This is a genomic window from Amycolatopsis sp. BJA-103 (assembly GCF_002849735.1).
Lineage (GTDB): Bacteria > Actinomycetota > Actinomycetes > Mycobacteriales > Pseudonocardiaceae > Amycolatopsis.
The window spans coordinates 878639-897055 of record NZ_CP017780.1 but is presented as its reverse complement, the minus strand read 5'-3'; the positions used below and the strand labels follow the sequence as shown (position 1 = coordinate 897055).

16 protein-coding genes are annotated in these 18417 nt (G+C 70.2%); 1 reads left to right on the top strand and 15 read right to left on the bottom strand.

All coding sequences use genetic code 11. The features are described from left to right. Positions 1–10: 10 nt before the first annotated feature. From murC to BKN51_RS04060, 15 genes are all read right to left on the bottom strand, one after another. Positions 11–1435 carry a UDP-N-acetylmuramate--L-alanine ligase gene (gene murC / locus BKN51_RS04130; RefSeq protein WP_101606348.1) on the bottom strand — a complete coding sequence of 475 codons (1425 nt, stop codon included), beginning with the start codon at positions 1433–1435 and terminating at the stop codon, positions 11–13. Then, a complete protein-coding gene (murG, locus tag BKN51_RS04125; RefSeq protein WP_101606347.1) occupies positions 1428–2555 on the bottom strand; it encodes an undecaprenyldiphospho-muramoylpentapeptide beta-N-acetylglucosaminyltransferase in 1128 nt (375 codons plus the stop codon). Before murG ends, murC begins: the two co-directional genes overlap by 8 nt. Continuing rightward, positions 2552–4045 carry a putative lipid II flippase FtsW gene (gene ftsW / locus BKN51_RS04120; protein WP_101606346.1) on the bottom strand — a complete coding sequence of 498 codons (1494 nt, stop codon included), beginning with the start codon at positions 4043–4045 and terminating at the stop codon, positions 2552–2554. Before ftsW ends, murG begins: the two co-directional genes overlap by 4 nt. Beyond that, positions 4032–5435: a UDP-N-acetylmuramoyl-L-alanine--D-glutamate ligase gene (gene murD / locus BKN51_RS04115; protein ID WP_101606345.1), complete on the bottom strand. Its 1404-nt coding sequence runs from the start codon at positions 5433–5435 to the stop codon at positions 4032–4034. The genes ftsW and murD overlap by 14 nt, the downstream gene beginning before the upstream one ends. A 12-nt stretch (positions 5436–5447) precedes the next feature. Beyond that, positions 5448–6533: a phospho-N-acetylmuramoyl-pentapeptide-transferase gene (gene mraY / locus BKN51_RS04110; protein WP_076154832.1), complete on the bottom strand. Its 1086-nt coding sequence runs from the start codon at positions 6531–6533 to the stop codon at positions 5448–5450. Beyond that, entirely contained in the window at positions 6530–8062 is a 1533-nt protein-coding gene (locus BKN51_RS04105) for a UDP-N-acetylmuramoyl-tripeptide--D-alanyl-D-alanine ligase (RefSeq protein WP_101606344.1), read from the bottom strand. Before BKN51_RS04105 ends, mraY begins: the two co-directional genes overlap by 4 nt. Further along, positions 8059–9564 carry a UDP-N-acetylmuramoyl-L-alanyl-D-glutamate--2,6-diaminopimelate ligase gene (locus BKN51_RS04100; protein WP_101613034.1) on the bottom strand — a complete coding sequence of 502 codons (1506 nt, stop codon included), beginning with the start codon at positions 9562–9564 and terminating at the stop codon, positions 8059–8061. The genes BKN51_RS04105 and BKN51_RS04100 overlap by 4 nt, the downstream gene beginning before the upstream one ends. 555 nt (positions 9565–10119) lie before the next feature. Beyond that, a complete protein-coding gene (locus BKN51_RS04095; RefSeq protein WP_101606343.1) occupies positions 10120–12048 on the bottom strand; it encodes a peptidoglycan D,D-transpeptidase FtsI family protein in 1929 nt (642 codons plus the stop codon). After that, positions 12048–12758 (bottom strand): hypothetical protein, encoded by a 711-nt coding sequence (locus BKN51_RS04090; RefSeq protein WP_101606342.1) that lies wholly within the window; start codon positions 12756–12758, stop codon positions 12048–12050. The genes BKN51_RS04095 and BKN51_RS04090 overlap by 1 nt, the downstream gene beginning before the upstream one ends. Beyond that, complete coding sequence (rsmH, locus tag BKN51_RS04085) at positions 12755–13714, bottom strand: 16S rRNA (cytosine(1402)-N(4))-methyltransferase RsmH (RefSeq protein WP_101606341.1); 960 nt, start codon at positions 13712–13714, stop codon at positions 12755–12757. The genes BKN51_RS04090 and rsmH overlap by 4 nt, the downstream gene beginning before the upstream one ends. 204 nt (positions 13715–13918) lie before the next feature. Beyond that, complete coding sequence (mraZ, locus tag BKN51_RS04080) at positions 13919–14350, bottom strand: division/cell wall cluster transcriptional repressor MraZ (RefSeq protein ID WP_076155107.1); 432 nt, start codon at positions 14348–14350, stop codon at positions 13919–13921. A gap of 454 nt (positions 14351–14804) precedes the next feature. Next, positions 14805–15557 (bottom strand): ESX secretion-associated protein EspG, encoded by a 753-nt coding sequence (locus BKN51_RS04075; RefSeq protein ID WP_101606340.1) that lies wholly within the window; start codon positions 15555–15557, stop codon positions 14805–14807. Further along, a complete protein-coding gene (locus BKN51_RS04070; protein WP_101606339.1) occupies positions 15554–16132 on the bottom strand; it encodes a PE-PGRS family protein in 579 nt (192 codons plus the stop codon). Before BKN51_RS04070 ends, BKN51_RS04075 begins: the two co-directional genes overlap by 4 nt. Positions 16133–16140: 8 nt before the next feature. Beyond that, a complete protein-coding gene (locus BKN51_RS04065; RefSeq protein ID WP_335645064.1) occupies positions 16141–16647 on the bottom strand; it encodes a DUF3558 domain-containing protein in 507 nt (168 codons plus the stop codon). 40 nt (positions 16648–16687) lie between these two features. Next, on the bottom strand, positions 16688–17041 hold the full coding sequence (locus BKN51_RS04060) for a hypothetical protein (RefSeq protein WP_037304290.1): 354 nt from the start codon (positions 17039–17041) through the stop codon (positions 16688–16690). Positions 17042–17325: 284 nt separating this feature from the next. On the opposite strand from BKN51_RS04060, the gene BKN51_RS04055 reads away from it, so the two are divergent. Further along, positions 17326–18414: an AAA family ATPase gene (locus tag BKN51_RS04055; protein WP_168214258.1), complete on the top strand. Its 1089-nt coding sequence runs from the start codon at positions 17326–17328 to the stop codon at positions 18412–18414. Positions 18415–18417: the final 3 nt, after the last annotated feature.

The window sequence follows — 18417 nt, the reverse complement described above, 5'->3', positions numbered from 1 at the left end:
GATGTCATCGCTAGCCCGCCCGCCGGTCCAGCTCGGCCAGGATCTCCGGGCCGAGCTGCGTGACGTCGCCGGCGCCCATGGTCACCAGCAGGTCGCCGGGTTCGACCAGGTCCGCCGCGAGCTTCGCCGCGACGTCGAACGCGGGCTGGTAGTGCACGGGAGTGCCGGAGATCTGGTCGGCGATGAGCGCGCCGCTCACCCCGGGTTCCGGTTTCTCGCGCGCGCCGAAGACGTCCAGCACGACGACCTCGTCGGCCAGCGACAGCGCGGCCGCGAACTCCTTCGAGAACGTCTTCGTGCGCGAGTACAGATGCGGCTGGAAGACCACGATGACCCGGCCCGTGCCCGCGGCCGTCCGCACCGCGCGCAGCTGCGCGTCGACCTCGGTCGGGTGGTGCGCGTAGTCGTCGTACACCCGGACGTCGCCTGAGCGGCCCTTGAACTCGAACCGCCGCCGGACACCGCCGAACGCGGCGAGCCCTTCGGCCAGTCCTTCGACGGGCGCGCCCAGCTCGATCCCGGCCAGCAGGGCCGCGATCGCGTTCAGCGCCATGTGCTCGCCCGGCACCGCGACCCGGAGAGTGATCTCCTCGCCCTGCAAGGAGATCCGGACGACGCCGCCGTCCGGTGCGGGCGCGAAGTCCAGGATCCGGGCGTCGTCCGCGCCGGTGACCGAACGCCCGTAGCGGCGGACGCGGATGCCCCGCGCCGAGGCCCGCGCACCCAGCGCGTCGGCCCCCTCGTCGTCACCGCAGACGATGAGCAGCCCGCCCGGCGCGATCCGGCCGAGGAAGTCGGTGAACACCGAGACGTACGCCTCGGCGGTGCCGTGGTGGTCCAGGTGGTCCGGCTCGACGTTGGTCACCACGGCTACCGACGGCGAGTAGGCCAGGAACGACCCGTCGCTCTCGTCGGCCTCGGCGACGAAGACGCCGCCCTCGCCGTGGTGCGCGTTCGCGCCCGACTCGTTGAGGTCGCCGCCGATGGCGAACGAGGGGGCGAGATGGCAGTGCTGCAGCGCGACGGTCAGCATCGACGTCGTCGACGTCTTGCCGTGCGTCCCGGCGATGCACGCGACGCGGTGGCCCTCCATCAGCCCGGCCAGCGCCTGCGCGCGGTGCAGCACGGTGATCCCGCGTTCCCGCGCGGCCACCAGTTCCGGGTTGGTCTCCTTGATCGCGGTCGACACGATCACCGAGGACGGGCCTTCGGGGAACGCGTCGAGGTTCTCGGGTGCCTGGCCGACGGCGATCTCGGCGCCCTGGGCCCGCAGCGACAGGAACGCGCGCGACTCCTTGGCGTCGGAACCGGAGACCTGGGCACCGCGGGCCAGCAGGATGCGGGCGATGCCGCTCATCCCGGCGCCGCCGATCCCGATCAGGTGGGCACGCGTCAGCGTGTCGGGCAGCTCTTGATCAAACCCAGTGTCAGGCACCGGCGGCCTCCAGCACGATCTTGGCAAGGGTCTCGTCGGCTTCACGGTGGCCGAGGCCGACCGCGGCCGCACTCATCTTCGCGACCCTGTCGGCGTCGGTCACCAGGGGGATCACCAGCTCCGCGACCTTGGCGGGGCTGAGGTCGGCGTCGTCGAGCATCAGCCCGGCACCCGCGTCGACCGCGGGACGGGCGTTGACCGCCTGTTCGCCGTTGCCGTAGGGCAACGGGACGAACACCGCGGGCAGGCCGACGGCGGAGACCTCGGCGACGGTCATCGCGCCGGAGCGGCACAGCACCGCGTCGGCGGCGGCGTAGGCCAGGTCCATGCGCTCCAGGTACGGCACCGGGACGTAGGCGGGCCTTCCAGGGAACTCCTGGACGACCAGCGTGTTCTTCGGCCCGTGGGCGTGCAGGACGCCGACACCGGCGTCCGCGAACTCCTTGGCCGCGCCGGAGACGGCGCCGTTGATCGACACCGCGCCCTGCGAGCCGCCGAAGACCAGCAGCGTGGGGGCGTCGGGGTCGAGCCCGAAGAATTCACGGGCCTCGGCGCGCAGCGCGGCCCGGTCGAGCGAGGTGATGGAGCGCCGCAGCGGGATGCCGATGACCTCGGCCTTCGCCAGCGGCGTCCCCGGGACGGCGACCGCGACGCGGACGGCGAACCGCGCGCCGACCTTGTTCGCCAGGCCCGGCTTCTCGTTGGCCTCGTGCACCACGATCGGCGTGCGCCCGCGCGCGGCGAGATACGCCGGGAGCGCGACGTAGCCACCGAAGCCGACGACGACGTCCGCGCCGACCCGCTCCAGGATCTCCCGGGTGCGCTTGACCGAGTCGCGGACCTTCATCGGCATCTTCAGCAGCTCGGGAGTCGGCTTGCGCGGCATCGGCACCGGGGGGATCAGCTCGAGCGGGTAGCCACGTGCCGGGACCAGCTTGTTCTCCAGCCCGCGCTCGGTCCCCAGCGCGATCACCTTCGCGTCGGGGCGCAGGCGCATCACCGCGTCGGCGAGGGCGAGAGCGGGTTCGATGTGTCCTGCGGTGCCGCCGCCGGCGACCACGACCACCGGCGCCTTGCCCGCGACCTCGGCTGCAGCGTCGGCTCTAACGGGGTTGTTCACCTATGACCTCTCCGGTTTGCGGTACCCCGTTTCGCGGTACCGCGGTTCACTGCCGTTCGCGCGGCCGTCCGCCTGCCGGGTTCCCGCACCGAACGGCGCCGTTCCTGGGCGGGCGAAGGCCTCGCCGTCCTCGGCGCGGGCCTCGCCGCCTTGGCGGCGACGCTCCTGGCCGCGCTGCCCTTGCGCTTGGCGGGCGGGCGGTACGGCTCGGGCGCGGGAAGCCTCAGCAGGCGTCCGAATTTACCCGGCCCCTGCGAGCGCAGTGCGGCCACCGCCTCCGGCTCGTGCCGGGCGGCGTTGGCGAGGATCCCCATGATGAGCATGGTGATCACCAGCGACGTCCCCCCGTAGGAGATCAACGGCAGCGTGACCCCGGTGACCGGCAGCAGGCCGACGACGTACCCGATGTTGATACCCGCCTGCGCGACCAGGAAAACGGTCAGCGTGCCGGCGACGATGCGGATCCACGGGTCGAGGTTCCGGGTGGCGATCCGCAGGCCGACGACGGCGACCCCGGCGAACAGCCCCAGCACCACCACGCAGCCGATGAAGCCGAGTTCCTCACCGATCAGGGCGAAGATGAAGTCGTTCTGCACGTTCGGCAGGTAGCCCCAGTTGGACTGGCCCTGGCCGAGGCCCTTGCCGAACATCCCGCCGTCGGCGAGCGCGAGTTTCGCCTGGTTGGCCTGGAAGCCGTCCGCGCTGGTGTCCGGGTCGCCGGAGACGAACGACATGACCCGCGCGAGCCGGTACGGCGCGATGATGGCCAGCACCAGGATCCCGGCGAGACCACCCGCGAGGATGACGCCGAACAGCCGTTTCGGCGCGCCCGCGAACCACAGCAGGGCCAGCAGCACTACCGCGAGGGTGATCGTGCCGCCGAGGTCGGGCTGCATCATGACCAGCGCGAACATCAGCAGCGCGATCGGCACGACCGGAACGAGCAGATGCCGCCACTGGTTGATGATGTTGTACTTGATCACCAGGATGTGCGCGCCCCAGAAGGCGAGTGCGACTTTGGCCGCCTCGACCGGCTGGAAGGCGAATCCGCCGAGCCGGAACCAGCCCTGCGAGCCGTTGACCTCGGACCCGAGCGGGGTCAGCACCAGCACGAGCAGCCCGAGGCAGACCACGGTCGCCGTCGCCGACAGCCGCCGGACGCGTTCGAGCGGGATCCGCAGCCCGACCCAGAACACCACCGCGCCGATCGCGACGAACATGATGTGCTTGCTGAACTGGGCGTACACGCCGGTGCCGGTCTTCGGGTTGTAGGAAGCGACCGAGGACGCGGACAGCACCATCACGGCGCCGATCACGGTCAGCACGCCGGTGAGCGCCAGTACCAGATGGAACGAGGCGAGCGGCCGCGAAAGCCACGCCGTCAGCGCGGTGCGGAAGGCGACGAACGGGCTTTCCTTGCGCTCACGCCCGTCACGAGACTTGCGCTGCCGTGGGGCAGGCTGACCCTTTCTTTCCTCAACCGCCGTCACTGGTCTCCCCCGCACCGTCGCGCAGGACACGGACCGCGCTCGCGAACGCGTCGCCGCGTGCGCCGTAGCTCGAGTACATGTCCAACGACGCCGCGGCGGGGGCCAGCAGCACCACATCTCCAGGGCGCGCCAGGGCGCGGGCCGCCTTCACCGCCGCAGTCATGGTGTCATCGTCACCCGAAGGGAGGCTGTTGACCGGGACATCCGGCGCGTGTCGCGCAACAGCGGCGGCGATCACGGGTGAATCCACGCCGAACAGCACGACCCCGCGGAGCCTGCCGGCGATCGAGCCGACGAGCTCGTCCACGGAAGCGCCCTTGAGCTGGCCACCGGCGATCCAGACGACGTTCAGATGCGCGCGCAGTGATCCACTCGCCGCGTGCGGGTTGGTCGCCTTGGAGTCGTTGATGTACCGGACGCCGTCGATCTCGCCGATCTCCTCGGCGCGGTGCGGGGCGGGGCGGTACTCGCGCAGGCCCTTGGCGACGTCCTCGCCGCTGACGCCGTACGCGCGGGCCAGCGCGGCCGCGGCGAGCGCGTTGGAGACGTTGTGCGGACCGGCGGGACGGACGTCGGCCAGGGTGCCGAGTTCGTCGGCGCTGGTCGCCGGTTCGGCGACGAAAGCGCGGTCGACCAGCAGGTCTTCCACGATCCCGAGTTCACCCGGCCGCGGGGTGTCCATGCCGAAGGCGACCCGGCGGGCGTCCGCGGGCGAGTGCTCGTCCGCGAGCCGGATGGACCATTCCTCGTGGAGGTTGTGCACCACGTTCCGGGAGTGGGTGTGGACCCGCCCCTTCGCGGCCGCGTACTCCTCCATCGAGCCGTGCCAGTCGAGGTGGTCCTCGGCCAGGTTCAGCACCACCGAGGCGAGCGGGGCCAGTGTGGACGACCAGTGCAGTTGGAAGCTCGACAGCTCCACGGCGAGCACCTCGTGCCCGGCGCGCACCGCGTCGAGTACCGCGAAGCCGACGTTCCCGCAGGCCACGGCGTCGACCCCGGCGGAACGCAGGATCGACTCCAGCATCCCGACCGTGGTGGTCTTGCCGTTGGTGCCGGTGATCGCGAGCCACACCGGCGGCTTGTCGCGCAGTTGCCCGACGCGCCACGCCAGCTCGACGTCGCCGATCACTTCGATCCCCGCCCCGGCCGCCGCCACCAGCAACGGCGACGTCGGCTTCCAGCCAGGGCTGGTCACGACCAGCTCGACACCTTCGGGCGGCTCCGTCAGGCCGGGCACCAGCTCGGCGCCGAGTCCTTCGAGCTCCGCCAGCCGTTCGGCGTTGCCGTCGGTGACGGTGATCCGCGCGCCCAGCTCCCTCAGGACGGGGACGATCGACTTGCCGGTGACCCCGGCACCGGCGACGAGGACGTGGCGGCCATCAAGCGACACTGACGGCACCGCTTAACCCCCGAGACCGAGCTGTTCGCTGTAGAACAGGCCGAGACCGAACATGCAGCAGATGGCCGAGAGCAGCCAGAACCGGATGATGACCGTGGTCTCCGCCCAGCCCGCGAGTTCGAAGTGGTGATGGAACGGGGCCATCCGGAACAGCCGCCGCCGGGTCGTGCGGAAGACCGCGATCTGCGCGACCACCGAGATCATCTCGACCATGAACAGACCGCCGATGACGATGGCGAGCAGTTCGGTGCGGGTGGTCATCGACAGACCGGCGACGAGGCCACCGAGGGCCAGCGAACCGGTGTCGCCCATGAAGATCTTCGCCGGTGCCGCGTTCCACCAGAGGAACCCGACACAGGCACCGGTCGCCGCCGCGGCCACCACGGCCAGGTCCAGCGGGTCACGGACGTCGTAGCAGGCGGCCTGCGGGGTGACCGCGCACGAGAGGCGGGTCTGCCAGAAGGCGATGACGACGTAGGTCGCCAGCACCATCGCCGCCGTGCCGCCCGCGAGACCGTCGAGGCCGTCGGTGAAGTTCACCGCGTTCGACCAGCCCGAGATGACGATGTAGCAGAAGATCACGAAGAACACCGACGGGAAGGTGATCAGCGCGAGGTCCCGCACGTAGGACAGGCTCTCCGACGCCGGGGTCAGCCCGCGCTCGTCGGCGAACTGCAGCGCCAGGATCGCGAATCCGATCGTGACCACCAGCTGGCCGACCAGTTTCGCGGTCTTGTTCAGCCCGAGGTTGCGCTGCTTGCGGATCTTGATGAAGTCGTCGAGGAACCCGACGATCCCGAGACCCACCGCCAGCGCGAGGACCAGCAGGCCCGAAGCGGACGGGCCGCCGGTGCCGTTGCCGCCGCTGAGCGAGCTGATCAGATGAGCCACGAAATACCCGACGACCATCGCGACGATGATCGCGACACCACCCATCGTCGGGGTACCGCGCTTGGATTTGTGTCCCTGCGGTCCTTCCTCCCGGATCTCCTGGCCGAAGCCCTGCCGGGAGAAGACCCGGATCAGATAGGGAGTGAGGAGGATGGAGACCAGCAGGCCCGCCGCGGCCGCGATCAGGATGCTGATCACGCGTCACCACCGTTCGAGCGTTCTTGAGAGGGGGAAGGGGCTACTTCAGGGGTTTCAACGTTCGTTGCGGGAGAGGCGAGCACGGCGTCGGCCACCCTCCACAGCGCGGCGGCCTTGGACGCCTTCACCAGCACCACGTCGCCCGCGCGGAGCTGATCATGCAGCAGGGCGATGGCGGCCTCGACGTCGGGTACCAGTACCGACTCCTCGCCCCAGGAACCCTCCTGCTGCGCGCCCTGGTGCGTGGCCGCGGCGGCCTGTCCGATGACCACGAGCTTGTCGATGTTGAGCCGGACGACGAGCCTGCCGATGCCGTCGTGCGCCGCGACCGAGTCCTCGCCGAGGTCGCCCATCACACCGAGCACCGCCCAGGAACGGCGCTGCTCGCTCATCGACGCGAGTGCCTTGAGGGCGGCCCGCATCGACTCGGGGCTGGCGTTGAACGAGTCGTTGAGCACCGTGACGCCGTCGGCCCGGGTGCTGACCTCCATGCGGCGGTCCGAGCGCCGCTCGAGGCCCGACAGACGCGCCGCGATCTCCTCGGTCGTCGAGCCCATTTCCAGTGCCACGGCGGCGGCGCTGAGCGCGTTGCCGACCTGGTGCTCGCCGTAGAGCGGGAGCTTCACCGGCGCCTCGCCCTCCGGAGTGACCAGGCGGAACGACGGTCGTGCTTCGCCGTCGAGGGTGATGTCCACGGCACGGACCTGCGCGGACTCGCTCTCGCCGACGAACACCACCCGCGCGCTCGTGCGGCTCGCCATCGCCGCGACGTACGGGTCATCGAGGTTCAGGACGGCGACGCCGCCGTCTTCAGCGCTCGGCAGTGCCTCCACGAGCTCGCCCTTGCCCTTGGCGATGCCCTCGCGCGAGCCGAACTCGCCGACGTGCGCGGTGCCGACGTTGAGCACGACCCCGATCCGCGGCGGCGCGATGGCCGCCAGCTCGGCGATGTGGCCGGGCCCGCGGGCGGACAGCTCCAGCACCAGCTGCCGGGTCGAGGCGTCGGCCCGCAGCGCCGTCCAGGGGTGGCCCAGCTCGTTGTTGAACGATCCCGGCGGCGCCACCGTCGGGCCGAGCGGCTCCAGCAGCTGGGCGATGATGTCCTTGGTCGAGGTCTTGCCCGCCGAACCGGTGACCCCGACGACGGTCAGGTGGTCACTGGAAAGCTTCTGGATCACGTGCCGGGCGAGCTTCGCCAGCGCGGCCAGCACCGCGGCGCCCGCCCCGTCCTTGTCCGAGACCAGCGCGAACGCCCGATCATGGGCGACACCGGCGTCGAGCGGCGGCACGATCACGGCCGGGGCGTCGACCTCGCGGGCCGCGAGTACCGCGACGGCGCCGGACTCGACGGCCCTCGCGGCGAAGTCATGGCCGTCGACCTTGGCGCCCGGCAGCGCGACGAACAAGCCACCTGGCGTGATCTCGCGGGTGTCGAATTCGACGCTTCCGGTGACCTCGGCGGTGCCGTCGGTCCGATGCAGCCTGCCGCCGACGATGCCGGCGATCTCGGCGAGGCTGAGCACGATCACACTGTCTCCAGACGTCTGCGGATGGCGGAGGCGAGTTCGTCCCGGTCGGAGAACGGGTGCACGACACCCTGGACCTCCTGGCCGGTCTCGTGGCCCTTGCCCGCGATGAGCACGATGTCCCCGGGGCGGGCGAGCTCGACCGCGTGGACGATGGCTTCCCGGCGGTCGGCGATCTCGAGGATCTCGCCGCCCAGCGCCGGTCCGGCGTTGCGGGCACCGGCCAGCATGGCCGCCCGGATCGCGGCCGGATCCTCCGAGCGCGGGTTGTCGTCGGTCACGATCAGCACCTCGCTGCGCCGGACCGCCGCCTCGCCCATCACCGGGCGCTTCGCGGTGTCACGGTCGCCGCCGCAGCCGAGGACGGTGATGATCCGGCCCTCGGTGCGGGCGCGCAGCGCGTCGAGCCCCTGCGCGACCGCGGCGGGTTTGTGCGCGTAGTCGACCACCGCGGTGAACGGCTGGCCGAGGTAGACCCGCTCCATCCGGCCCGGCACCTCGACCGAGGCGAGCCCGGCGACGATGGCTTCGAGCGGGACACCGGCGGTGTCGAGGATCGCGGCCGCGAGGACGGCGTTCGCCACGTTGAACTCACCCGGCAGCGGGATCTTCGCCGAAGCGGCGAGGCCGCCGGGGCCGTGGAGGGTGAAGGTCTGCTCGCCCGCCGGGGTGGGCGTCAGGTCGGTGGCGTGCCACAGTGCGTCCGTTCCCGGCTCGGTGGAGACGGTCACCGTGTGCGGGGTGAGGAGTGCGTGGCCCCAGGCACTGTCGACGACGACCACCTCGGCGGTGGAGCGGCCGTCGAACAACAGCGACTTGGCGGCGAAGTACTCCTCCATGTCCTTGTGGAAGTCCAGGTGATCCTGGGAGAGGTTGGTGAAGGCACCGACCGCGAAGCGCGTGCCGTTGACCCGGCCCAGCGACAGCGCGTGGCTGGAGACCTCCATCGGGACGTGCGTGACCCCGCGCTCCACCATCACCGCCAGGAGCGCCTGCAGATCCGGCGCCTCGGGGGTGGTGAACCCGCTGGCCAGCCGCTCGCCCGCGATCCGGGTCTCGACCGTGCCGATCAGCCCGGTGGTGAGCCCGGCCGCCTTGAGCCCGGCGTCGACCAGGTACGAGGTCGTGGTCTTGCCGGACGTCCCGGTGATACCGAGGACGGACAGCTCCAGCGACGGCTCGCCGTAGATCCAGGCGGCGATCTCGCCGAGCGCCGCCCGCGGGTCCGGGTGCACCAGGATCGGCACGCCGGCGTCACGGAGCACCGGACGCCCGGCGCCCGCCTCGTCGGTGAGCACCGCTGCCGCGCCGGAGGCGATGGCCTGGTCGCTGAAGTCCGCGCCGTGGGCGCGGGCACCGGGAAGCGCGGCGAAGAGGTCTCCGGGGAGGACGTGCTGCGCGCGAAGCGTGCTTCCCGTGACCGTCAGCTCGGCCGCGGACGGGTAGTCGTCACCGCCCACCACGAGCCGCGCGCCCGCCCTGGCGAGCAGCGTGCCCAGCGGCATCGGCTCGATCCTGGCCGGACGCGGGGGTGCGGCGACGGCCTTGACCGGGCTGTCCGGGACCTGGGCAGCCGTCGCGCCGGACCCGCTTTCGACGGCGGGACCGCTGCGGGGATCTGAAGTAGGCACCGACACAGCAAAGGAGGTTACCGGCGCGGCATTCGGGTGACGGAAGCGGTGCGGGGTGTGAGCGCGGTGATCATGCTCGTGGTAATGGGTTTCATGAGCTCTCCTTGGCACGCAACGGCTTCCGACTGTCGCTTGAGGACTTCGGCGATGAGCGGTGCCGGCGTTTCGGGCGGTGCTCGGTGCGGGGACCCGTTCACGCACAGCGACGACCGCTCTCTGACGCCGTGCCGACCGGGCATGACGCGAAAGCCACTTTCGCAACGTTGAAGGTTGCGAAAGTGGCTTTCGCAACACGGGTGCCGGGCCGCTCAGCCGGGGTGACCGAAGCCGGCTCTCGCGTGTTCGGAGCCGGATCTCGTGTGACTGAAGCCGGATCTCACGTGTCTCCAGACGGATGAGCGAGTCCCGGCTCCCATCACGCGTGGTCCGTCAGGAAAGCACCAGCGGCACCTGAGGCGTGGGACCGTCCGAAAGCGGGATCTGGAACCGCTGCGCCAGGTAGGCGGCCACCGAGTGGAACAGCGGCGCGGACGAGCCACCGCCTGGCAGCGAGGTGTCCGGCGCGTCGAGCCGGATACCGACCACGAACCGCGGGTTGTCGGCGGGCAGGATCCCGGCGAAGGTGATGTTGTACAGATGGTTGCTGTACGTCTTCGTCTGCGGGTCGACCTGCTGGCCGGTGCCCGTCTTGCCCGAGATCTGGTAGCCCTCCAGCGCCGCCTTCGGCCCGGTGCCGCTCTGCTGCCCGCGGCCGCTCTGTGTCACGGCACGCATCATGTCGCGCACGGTCTTCGCCGCCTGCGGGCTGATGACCTGCACGGTCTTCGGCGCCGGTTCGGGGACGACGGTCCCGTCCGGATTGACCTTCGCCTTGACCACGCGGGGTTCCACGCGCAGCCCGTCGTTGGCGATGGCCTGGTACATCGCGGCCATCTGCACGACGGTCATCGAGAGCCCCTGCCCGATCGGCAGGTTCCCGAAAGTCGTGGCGTACCACTGGTTGCGCGGCGGGACGACGCCCGGGCTCTCGCCGGGGAGGCCGAGACCAGTGCGCTGGCCGAGACCGAACTTCTTGAGCAGGTCCGCGTAACGGTCCTCGCCGAGCTTCTGCGCCAGCAACAGGGTGCCGACGTTCGAGGACTTCGCGAAGATGCCGGTGGTGGTGAACTGCTGCGCCCCGTGGTGCCAGGCGTCCTTGACGATCTTGTCCGCGACCTGCAGCGAACCCGGCACCGACATCGACGACTCCGGCGTGGTGACGCCCTGGTCGATCGCGCCCGCGGCGGTGACGATCTTGTTCACCGAACCGGGTTCGAACGGCGTGGTCACCGCGCGGTTGTTCAGGTTCTCCGTCTCACTGCGCGAAGCCGGGTCGTTGAGGTTGACCGTCTTGTCGTTGGCCAGCGCGTAGACCTCGCCGGTCTTCGAATCCATGATGACCGCTTGGCCGCCCTTGGCCTTCGACTTGACGACGTACTCGCTCAGCTGCCGCTGCAGTTCGTACTGCAGGTCGGTGTCGATCGTCAGCTGCAGATCCGAACCGGGGACGGCGTTCTGGATGTCCCGCTCGGTACCGGGGATGACAAGGTTGTCGTTGCCGTTCCGGGTGTTGACGATCTTGCGGCCCGGCGTCCCGGCGAGGTCGTAGTCCCGCGAGGCTTCGAGTCCGTAGCCACCGTGCAGGTTGTGCTTGGAGATGTCCTTGTCGTCGGTCCGCCAGTTCGCGAAACCGATGATGTTCGCCCCGACCGAGTCTCCGGGGTACTCCCGCTTCGAGCGCTTCTCGACGCTGATCCACGGGTATTCCTTGACGATCGAGTCGGCGACCGACGGTTCGATGTCGTGGACCAGGTAGGTGAACGCGTCCGGCTTGTGGAACTTGTCCAGCAGGTCCTTCTCGGTGATCACCCCAGGCAGCTTGGCCGCGATCAGCTTCGCCGCGCCCGCCACCTCGGTCTCGAAGTTCTTGCCCTTGGCCGGGTTCTTCGCGGCGAAGTCGTCCATGGTCTTGTGGAGCCAGTTCAGGCTCACCGCGAGTGTCCGCACCTCGATGCTGAACGCGATCTTCGTCCCGTTGCGGTCCATGATGGACCCACGCTGCGCGGGACTTTCGATCACGGACGTCCGCTGCCGTTCCGCCGCTTCGGACAGCGCACCGGCCTCGAACCACTGCACCTGCACCAGTTTGAGGCCGGCGAGCACCATCATGATGATCAGCAGGATCCGGACGCCGGTGAACCGGCTCGGATTCCCTCCGTTGCCCCGCCGGGCGGTGGCGCGGCGGGTCCCGGCGGCGTAGGTCCGCCTCGCGCTCCCCACCGACCGGGCCCGTGCTTGCGCCGGGCGGCCGGGTGACATCACTGACCTCCCTGCGCCGGGGTCGCCGCGTTCTCCTGCGGGACCGCGGGCTGGTCGCCCTCGATCGGCGCGCCTTGCTGCGTCCCCTCGGCGGGCGGCGGCACCGGATCGGCCTGCGCCGCGGGCGTGTCGGCTTCCGCCTTCTTCGGCTCACCGACCACAGTGGACTGTCCGTCCGTACCGACCACGAGGTGCGCGGGGTCGCCGCCGGGCACCATGCCCTGCTCCCTGGCCTTGGGCGCGAGAGAAGCGGGCGACTCGGCCTTCGCGACCTCGCGCTGCAGCCGTTCCTTCGCCTCGGCCAGCCCGGCATTGGTCGTGCGGAGCTGTTCGAGCCGGTACGAGTCGGCGATGGCCTGCGTGGTCAGCCACAGCGTGCACGCCACGCCGACGGCCAGCATGCCCATCATCATCAGCACGAACGACGCGCGCGAACGCGGCCAGCGCAGCTTGAGCTTCTTCCTCGGCTCGGCCTTGCCCGCGCCGCCTTCGGCGTCGGGACGGTTGCGCTGCTGGTCGCGCTGCAGCAGATCCGCGCGCTGGGCGCGACGGGCGTAGGCGCGCTCGGCCGCCGACGTCCGGCCGCGGGAGGCACGGCTGGACTTCGTGGTCTCGGTGGTGTCCGGCGTCTCGTCGACCGTGCTGGTCGCGCGGGCACCTCGTCCGGGCGCCGGTGTCCGGCGGCCGCGGGACTTCGCGGGAGCGGTCATCGTGCTCGGTCTCCGATCCGTTCGGCGGCTCGCAGCCGCACGGAGGCGGCCCGTGTGTTCTGCTCGGTCTCCGCCTCGCCGGCCTTCTCGGCCCCTCTGGTGAGCAGTTTCAGTTCCGGGCCGTGGCCCGGCAGTTCCACCGGAAGCCCTTCCGGGGTCCGGGATTTCGCCAGTTCCGCGAGTGCCTGTTTGACCAGGCGGTCCTCGAGGGACTGATAGGACTCGACGACGATGCGGCCGCCGACGGCCAGCACCGACAGCGCCCGCGGCATCGCCCGCCGCAGCACTTCCAGCTCGCCGTTGACCTCGATCCGCAACGCCTGGAAGGTGCGCTTCGCCGGATGCCCGCCGGTGCGCCTGCTCGCCGCGGGGACCGCGTCGTACAGCAGTTCCACCAGCCGTCCGCTGCGCGTGAAAGGTTCCTTCTCCCGTGCCGCCACAACGGCTTTGACGATCCGCTGGGCGAACCGTTCCTCGCCGTAGTCGCGCAGGATCCGGATCAGCTCGCCCGGCGTGTAGGTGTTGAGCACGTCGGCCGCGGTGATCCCGGTGGTCGGGTCCATCCGCATGTCGAGCGGGGAATCCTTGGAGTAGGCGAAACCACGCTCGGCGCGGTCCAGCTGCATCGAAGAGACACCGAGGTCGAACAGGATCCCGTCCACTCTGGACAGTCCGAGACCTTGGAGCGCCGACGGCATCTCGTCGTAGACGGCGTGCACGAAGTCGACGCGATCCCCGTGCGGCGCAAGCCGTTTCGCGGAGAGTTCCAGCGCGTTGGGGTCCCGGTCGAGCGCGACCAGGCGCAGTGCGGGGAACGCGGTGAGCAGCGCGTCGGAATGACCGCCGAGTCCGACGGTCGCGTCGACCAGCACGGCCTCGCGGTCGGAGAAGACCGGCTCGAACAGTTCGACGATGCGCTTCAGCAGCACCGGAACGTGCTCGTGTTCGTCTGCCATGTCTTCCCCCCTTTCCTGTAGTGCCGGGGAAGATGCCGGATGCCGTCAGGTCCCTGTCCGCCCGCTTACTGACCTGGTACCGGGGAAGGTGTACCAGGGCCACTGAGCGGACAGAGGCCTCACGGCATCCGTGTGGGCGGTTTCCGGCGTGTCCGAAGCAGGAACCCGCGCCCCCCGACGGCGTGGGTGCTTCCTCGGTCACGTCTAGAAGACGCCCGGCAGAACTTCCTCTCGAGCCTTCGCGTAGCTGTCCTCGTGTTCGTCCAGGTAGCCCTGCCACGCTTGGGCATCCCAGATCTCCAACCTGGTGATCGCCCCGATCACCACGCACTCCTTGTTCAACCCGGCGTAGCGTCGGAGCTCGGACGCGATCGCGACACGTCCTTGCCCGTCCGGGCGTTGTTCGTCCGTCCCGGCGAAGAGATAACGCTGGTAGGCCCGGACCGCCTCGTTCGTGAACGGGGCGTCGGCGACCTTCCTCGCCATCTGCTCGAACTCGGCCCGGGGAAAGACGAAGAGACAGTGATCCTGACCCTTGGTGACCATCAGCCCACCGGCGAGTGCGTCGCGGAACTTCGCGGGCAGCGTGAGCCGCCCTTTGTCGTCCAGTTTCGGGGTGTGGGTGCCGAGGAACATCGGCTCCACCTCCCTACCGACTTCGGCTGTGAACAACCAATGCCGGTCACGGGGCTCCCTACTGCCCCACTGCGCACCACCGTACCCCACTTTTCACCACAGTCAACGCGTCAAAAGCCGCGACCACTCCGTCGTGTCAGACGTTTTCGCTGGTCAGCCAGGTGGGGCCAGGTGGGGGCGTGGTGGGGGACGGTGGCCAAGATCCCCCTGGGCGGGTATCGAAGCAACCTCACCGATGCCTGATGCGTCCGGTTATCGGCAGCCGGAACCCTGCTGTGGGGCGAAGTGGGGGCGAAAGTGGGGAATCCGGTGGGGAGCGGTGGGGACACTGTGGAGGGTGACGTCGGTTCATCCCATGAAATGTCGACAAAGGACTGCTGACGTCGGAGGTCCGTGAAGGCCTCCTTCCCTACCGTGAGGGTAGGGAAGGAGGCCTTCACGGACTTCGAAAGTTCTAGCGGTCAGGGTCCAGCAGCGAAGCCAGCCGCGCGGCCAGCCGGGGACCGTCCACAGGGGACACGGTGACCCAGGCCTGCCCGCCGCGCCCCTCGGTCCGCGCGGCGCAGTACGCGCCGACGTCGGTGTCGAACCAGGTCAGCCCGCCCGCCCGGTGCGCCCGGCCGTCGCGGTCCCGGGTCCGCACGGTGAACTGGCCCGCGCTGTAGACCGGCCGCGCCTGGATCGCGAGCACCTCGCGCAGCTGATCGTCCGAAGCCGACGATCGTCCGCCGTCGCCGAACACCGGATCTTCCAGGTCACCGTCGAAGCGCGCCGCGGGCAGGCTGATCCCGTAGCCGGGGCCGGGCCGCAGCTCCGGCAGGACGTCGACGATCGCGGCGAACACCCCGCCGTCGCCGATCCCGGACAGCGCGATGGTCTGTTCGGGCTGGGTGGCCAGCACGCCGTGCCGCCCGCGCGCGGCCGCGACGGCGCGGAACGGCGCTTCGGCCGTCATGTCGGCCAGAGCCTCACATTCGACGTAGACGTCGGCGCGCGCGAGAAGGTCCAGTCGCGCTTCCAACGCGGCATCGAGCCGATCTCCGTCATAAAGGCCGCGTTCTACAAGGTTTTCGTAGACCGCGCCGCGGATCTCCGCGCGTTCCGCTTCCGTGCCGCCGACACTGCGGACGGACAGCGGCCACGGCGGGGCCGCGTGGCCGAGATCGGACCAGAGAACGTCGAACGCCGACGCGGAAACCCGGATCAAGACCGCCCCAGCTCGGGCGGCTTCCCGAACGAGATCCGCGGGGTCAGCGAATGCAGTGAGGCGTCGCGGGTGTTCATGACGTCGACGGCCTTGCGCCTAGCCGCCTCGGCCTCCGCGTGCTTGGCCTCCATCTCGTCGGCGAGCGCGGCGAGAAGCGCGAGGTTCCCGCCCGCCGCGGCGCCGCGGATCATCGCGCCGGGGTCGTAGTCCACCGGCGGCGGCATGTCCGCGCGGGCGCGCGCGGCCGCCTCGGCCTGTCCGGAGACGGCCTGCCCCAGCGCGGACGAGAGATCGGCGGACCAGGTCAGCCAGCCGGACGCCGTGGACAGCACGCCGCGGAGCGCGTCACCCGCCTCACCGCGCCAGTTCTCCTCACTACTGCTGACCAGCCCGGCCAGTTCCGACGTCGCGTCGTGCATTCGCCGCGCGAGCGCGTCCCAGGCGGCACCGATGCCGCCGGCCGCCTCGGGGTCGTTGCCCGCTTCGACTTCGGCGGCCAGTGCCTCGTGGCTGTAGGCCTCGTACCGCGTGGCCGCGACCGGGACCTCGCGGCCCGGCGTCTCTCCTTCAGGCACCGATTCTCCTAAGGCAGTTTGGGTTCGGCCAGTCCCGCCACCGTCACCGCGCGCTCGCAGGCGAGCGGGGTGTCGGTGAAGTTCGTGTTGCTCACGTCGATCTGGACGCTCGCCTTGTCCCCCATGCCGAGCAGGACCGCGCAGGTCCCGTCGGCGGCCTTCTTGTCCGCGACCTTGAGCGCCTCCCGGTCACCGACCTTGGTCCTGGTGGCGGTCTTGCGCGCGATCTCGAGGTCCGCCAGCCCGTTCTTCTCGTCCACGGTGATGGTGACGCCGAAGGTGGCGGGCACCGTCCAGTCGCAGGCGCGGGCGCCGTTGATCTCCTTCGGGACACCGAGCACGTTCAGCCCGGCACTCGACCGGTCCCGCGGGCCGAGCAGCGCGCAGGGATCCAGCACGGCGGGCGGCAGCGTGCCCTGGACCGAAGCTCCGGCGACCACCTTCTCGGTGCTCGGAACCTGCGCCTGGCCTGCGGCTCCTTGCCCACAGGCGGACACTGTGAGGACGGTGAGCACGCCACAAAGGGCGAGAAGGGGGACACGGGACGCCATGGGTTCAGCCGCCGACACAGTCCACATCCGCCGCCGCTTGTTCATCCTGACGGGTGTACCGGGCCAACGCCTTCTCGATCCGGTTCTTGAGCGCCTCGAGCTCCTTGCCGAACGCGGTGAGCGCCTCGACCGCGGAGCCGTCGGCACCGATCCCGTACTGCGCCATGAACCGGCCGACCTCGTCCGCGTATCCCCCGCCAAGGGGAACCGTGCGACCGAGCACCTTGGCCTCGCGGACCATCTGGCCGACCACGTCCTGCAGGGCGGAGATCTTCACGTGGGCGTCGGCCGCCAGCTCCGGGGCGACCGCGAACCCGCTCAGATCGAACCGGGGTTTGGCGGTACTCACCTCGCTCATATGCGATTACGCCTCTCCGTAGTCGAGCGACCTCGCAACGGAGCATACGACAAAACCGCGTGTCAGCGGGAGCACCTGAAAACGCGCTCACCTCACCCGATCGAGGTAATGTCTCCGGTTGCACAGAGTCATCGGCCGGGGTTGGCGGGGTTCCCCCCACGAGTTCGCCCGAGTTTGACACACTTCGTGGGAGGCTGACCGCTGCCCGGGGGACCACCCGGGTGAGAAAAGCTGGCCCTCAGCAGACCAAGCGGACATCCAGCCACGCGGCATCAGGAGGTCGAGTGACGTCGAGAATCCAGTCTGCGACGCCCGGCGAACAGCAGGGCGAGCAGGCAACCGGGCAAGCGCCGTACCCCACGGCCGCGGGCTCGGTGAGCGGCCGTCAGAACGGCCGTGCGAGCAGAGCGTCCCTCGACGAACTGCACGAGACGGCGCGGCGGATCGCCGCCAACGTGGAGCGGGTACTGGTCGGCAAACCCGACGTCATCCGCATCGCGCTCGTGACCCTGCTCGCCGAAGGCCACCTCCTGGTCGAAGACGTCCCCGGGGTCGGCAAGACCTCGCTGGCGAAGGCGCTGGCCCGCTCGATCGACTGCACCGTCAGCCGGATCCAGTTCACCCCCGACCTGTTGCCCAGCGACGTCACCGGGGTGTCCATCTACAACCGGCAGAGCGGCGGGTTCGAGTTCCGGCCCGGCCCGGTGTTCGCGAACATCGTGGTCGGCGACGAGATCAACCGCGCCTCGCCGAAGACGCAGTCGGCCCTGCTCGAATGCATGGAAGAGCACCAGGTCACCGTCGACACCTCGACGTACCACCTCGAAGAGCCGTTCATGGTGATCGCCACCCAGAACCCGATCGAGATGGAGGGCACCTACGCGCTGCCCGAGGCCCAGCGGGACCGGTTCACCGCGCGGGTGTCCATCGGCTACCCCGACCAGCAGGCCGAACTGGCCATGGTCGACGAGCACGCCGGGCACAACCCGCTCGCCGATCTCGAGCCCGTGTCCGACCGCGACTCGGTGCAGCGGCTGATCGAGACGGTGCGCTCGGTGCACATGTCGCCGGAGATCCGCCGGTACGCCGTCGAGCTGGTGTCCGCGACCCGTCAGGTGCCGGAGATCCGCCTCGGCGCTTCCCCGCGCGCCACCCTGCAGCTGGTCCGCGCCGCTCGGGCGCAGGCCGCGCTTTCGGGCCGCGAGTTCGTCGTCCCGGACGACCTGCACACGGTCGCGGTCCCGGTGCTGGCGCACCGCATGGTGCTCACCACCGAAGCGCACGCCGCCCGTCGTTCGGCCACCGACGTGGTCCGCGCGATCCTGCACCGCGTTCCCGTCCCGCAGGGCTCCCAGGGCACGAACCACCGCTGATAA

What these genes read in the sequence shown, in the direction of transcription:
- BKN51_RS04100 (WP_101613034.1), bottom strand. Translation starts at nt 9,564, where the DNA reads ATGCCGCTGGGCACGCTGCTCGCCAGGGCGGGCGCGCGGCTCGTGGTG.
- BKN51_RS04095 (WP_101606343.1), bottom strand. Translation starts at nt 12,048, where the DNA reads ATGTCACCCGGCCGCCCGGCGCAAGCACGGGCCCGGTCGGTGGGGAGC.
- BKN51_RS04090 (WP_101606342.1), bottom strand. Translation starts at nt 12,758, where the DNA reads ATGACCGCTCCCGCGAAGTCCCGCGGCCGCCGGACACCGGCGCCCGGA.
- rsmH (WP_101606341.1), bottom strand. Translation starts at nt 13,714, where the DNA reads ATGGCAGACGAACACGAGCACGTTCCGGTGCTGCTGAAGCGCATCGTC.
- mraZ (WP_076155107.1), bottom strand. Translation starts at nt 14,350, where the DNA reads ATGTTCCTCGGCACCCACACCCCGAAACTGGACGACAAAGGGCGGCTC.
- BKN51_RS04060 (WP_037304290.1), bottom strand. Translation starts at nt 17,041, where the DNA reads ATGAGCGAGGTGAGTACCGCCAAACCCCGGTTCGATCTGAGCGGGTTC.